Genomic DNA, 3,535 nt, shown 5'->3' on the forward strand with positions numbered 1-3,535 from the left:
ACGAAATTTAACACGGCGTACTCTGTTAGGGAAATCGGCACGTGGTATCGGCGGCGCGGCTTTGGCAAGTCTGTTATACCCGGAGTTATTCACTCAGAGTGCTAACGCGGAGTCTGAAACGATTCCTGATGGTGTGAAACAGATCGCCCCTAAAGCAAAACGTATCATTTATTTGTTTCAGTCAGGTGGTCCTTCGCATGTGGATCTGTTTGATTACAAACCAATTATGCGTAAGCTGCACGGCTCAGATCTGCCTGATTCCGTGAAAGGGACTCAACGTGTGACGGGGATGACTGCCCGACAAAAGTCATTTCCGGTAGTGGCACCGTTCTGGGAGATGAAACAGTGTGGTGCTCATCAAACCTGGGTTAGTGAACGTCTGCCTTATACACAAACGATTGCAGATGACATTACGATTCTCAAATCCGTCAACACCGAAGCAATCAACCATGATCCCGCGATCACATTTATCAACACGGGTACACAGCAGATTGGTCACGCCAGTCTGGGGTCGTGGTTGAGTTATGGTCTAGGAAGTGAAAATGAAGATTTACCCGCTTATATGGTAATGCTTTCTCAGGGAACCGGCAAAAATCCGGGGCAGCCTTTGTTTGATCGCTTGTGGGGTTCCGGCTATCTGCCTCCCAGTCATCAGGGAGTGAAATTACGTCCTGGCTCCAGCCCGGTACTATACTTATCGAATCCAGCCGGTATTGATCGCAAACAAAGGCGCAAGTTATTGGATGATCTGGCGACATTAAATCGAGGGCAAGCCGAAGAAATTGGTGATCCGGAAATTCAGGCCCGCATCAATTCATACGAAATGGCGTACCGAATGCAGACATCGGTACCTGGTCTGATGGATCTATCCAGTGAAACTCAAAAGACCTTTGAGATGTATGGACCTGAATCGCGTAAACCGGGAAGTTTCGCCGCCAATTGTCTGTTGGCGCGTCGAATGACAGAGCGTGGCGTACGGTTTGTGCAACTCTTCCATCGCGGTTGGGATCAGCATGTGTCACTCAAACGACAGTTGCCGAACCAGTGTCTTGATGTCGATCAACCTTCTGCTGCTTTGGTTAAAGACCTGAAGCAACGTGGCTTGTTAGACGAAACGCTGGTTATCTGGGGTGGCGAATTCGGACGCACGGTTTTCAGCCAGGGGGCTATCGGCAGCCCGAGTGCCGGGCGGGATCATCATGGCCGATGTTTCTCAATTTGGATGGCAGGTGGTGGAATCAAACGTGGTTTTGAATATGGCAAAACTGATGATTTCAGCTACAACGTTGTTGAGAATCCGGTACACATTCGAGATATGAACGCCACAATCCTGCATTGTATGGGCATCGATCATCGGCGGCTGACATTTAAATATCGCGGTCTCGATGCACGGCTCACGGGGGTTGAAGAAGCACATATCGTACATGATATTCTGAGCTAGTTGTCTTTAGTAAATTATTTTATTGAGGGTTCAAGTCTCAATTCTTTGGTACGGGCCAGTTGAGGTGCTTGTGCAAGAACTCGTAAGAACCCTGTTCATGAATGGCATGAGGGCCCGCGATGTATTCGATTTCAGCTCGGTCTCCGATCTTGAGCTGTGCCTGATATAAAAACCGAACCTTGGCATATTCCTGAGCGACGCGATCATCGGGTTCAACACCATCAAAGTGTCCGCGTTCCACCATAAAAGGGCGAGGGCAGATGAGCGCAGCCATTTCCGCATAGTTAAAAGTGCCCCCGAGGTTCCATTCAAAGATCTCATATTCTCCCTTGTTGACGTAGCTGTAACGTAGCGAGCGTTTGTCTGTGGCGGCGTTTTTCCAAACCCACTCACCAAAATCTGCAGAGCAGATTGATAATGCATAGTTCTTGACCAGAGGGGGAATACGCATCGCAGATTTACCACCATACGAAATGCCATAAAAGCCGATGCGTTTACTGTCAACAAAAGGCTGTTTGGATAACCAGTCAGTGATCTGTTGATGTTGAGGTACAGCAACGGAGAACAATGTACGTCCGATAGATTGTGCTTTGAACTGCAGCGTTCGAAAACGGTCAAACAGAATATAAGGATTCTGAGGAGCAAAAGTGATAAACCCCCGTTCGGCAAGGTGGGTTGAGAAAGATTTATAGGCTCTGTATTTATCCTCAGCTACTGTATGCCGCGGACGACCTTCAAGTCCATGTTGACAGACAACCACCGGCCGTTTTTCTGAGCCATCCAGCTTCAGATCTTTGGGCAGAGTTAGAATACCATAGGCTGTTACATCAGGGAACACATCCATCTCTACTTGGTAGCTGACTGTTTTGGGACCCACCTGGTATTTCCGAGTGCGGGCATTATCGGGCAGGAGATCAATGACAAATTCACCGATCACATCTTTACTGAACTTTTTCCGATAGGCATCAGTCGATTTTTCAAAATTGACCAGTGAATCCGTTTTAAGATCCTTCATGAATGCGATGCGTGATTCATATGCGAGTTGCAGCAATCGTTGGTTATGCCGTTCGATCTCTGCCAGTTGATCATCGTGTCGTTTGCTGGCAAACTCGCGTGATCTCAGCTTCAGCGGTTTGATTACTGTCTTTAGCGAGGATTGCGGATTCAAAGAGTGAATAAACGCCTTGAGTAAATTTGAGGAAACTGCAGAATCGGATTCAATCAGTGTCAGTGTCGGTTTTTCCGGTTGCAGGTTCTCGACAAAACTTTGGGCAAGGGAAAATTCTGTTTTGATTTCCTTTTTATCGGGAATGAGTAATTTACCCGGTTTCCCTTTTAGCTTGGTATAACGATCTTCAATCACTTCCAGTTCGCCGTTAGAAGTTGTACGAAATCCGTATTTTGGATACTTGCCATGTTCGATGATCAGCGAGCGCGGTGCTACCAGACTCGCGATTTCTGCATCGCCAAGTGAATTGAGCAACCCAAATACATTTCGGTCTGCAGGTTCCTGCCAGAGGTTTTGTCGTGATGCGAAGTAACCACAAACGGCAGCACTATCGATGCGTGAATCCAGGGCAGCAGCATACAGGGCCAACCGTCCCCCTTCTCCCCAGCCAATTACACCAACCGGGCGTTTATCTCCTCCATTTGTTTGTTGCAGGATGCTGACTGCTCCCATAATCTTTTGAGTTTCATATCCAGCCAGAGTGCGGCCGAGTTCAAAAGAAGGGCGATGTGCCCATTCCCGGTTACTCATTTTCCATGTGTTCATTTCACGATTGATTAAAGTAGGAATGAGGACCCGAAAACCAGAGCGAACCAGTTGTTGAGCGTATGAGGTATTTGGCTTTTCGGATGATACAAGATCTTCCGGAACTTGATCCGCTTCCGGGACGGCAATGATATCGCCCTGAATATTTCCATTCGGAACCAATAAAAGTCCGGCGCCATGCATATCTTCCAGGACGGGCCAGGTCACTTCGTGAATGGTGAAATCCTGAGAAGAATGATTGGTTTTATCGCCTATATAGGAAAAGCGTCCAGAAACAAGCGGATCGGTAAGCCCCAACATCGCGGAAAGATCTTTTCTGT

General features: G+C 47.7%; 2 protein-coding genes. One reads left to right on the forward strand and one right to left on the reverse strand.

Features of this window, described 5'->3' with window-relative positions; all coding sequences use genetic code 11:
* Nucleotides 1–1,441 (forward strand): DUF1501 domain-containing protein (locus tag Q0668_RS15115; protein ID WP_298866138.1); only part of this gene is annotated, 1,441 nt, incomplete at its 5' end.
* 37 nt (nt 1,442–1,478) lie between these two features.
* Here Q0668_RS15115 and Q0668_RS15120 read toward each other — a convergent pair.
* A partial coding sequence (locus Q0668_RS15120) for a dienelactone hydrolase family protein (protein ID WP_298866140.1) occupies nt 1,479–3,535 on the reverse strand: 2,057 nt, incomplete at its 5' end.

The organism is uncultured Gimesia sp., from assembly GCF_937910335.1.
Lineage (GTDB): Bacteria > Planctomycetota > Planctomycetia > Planctomycetales > Planctomycetaceae > Gimesia.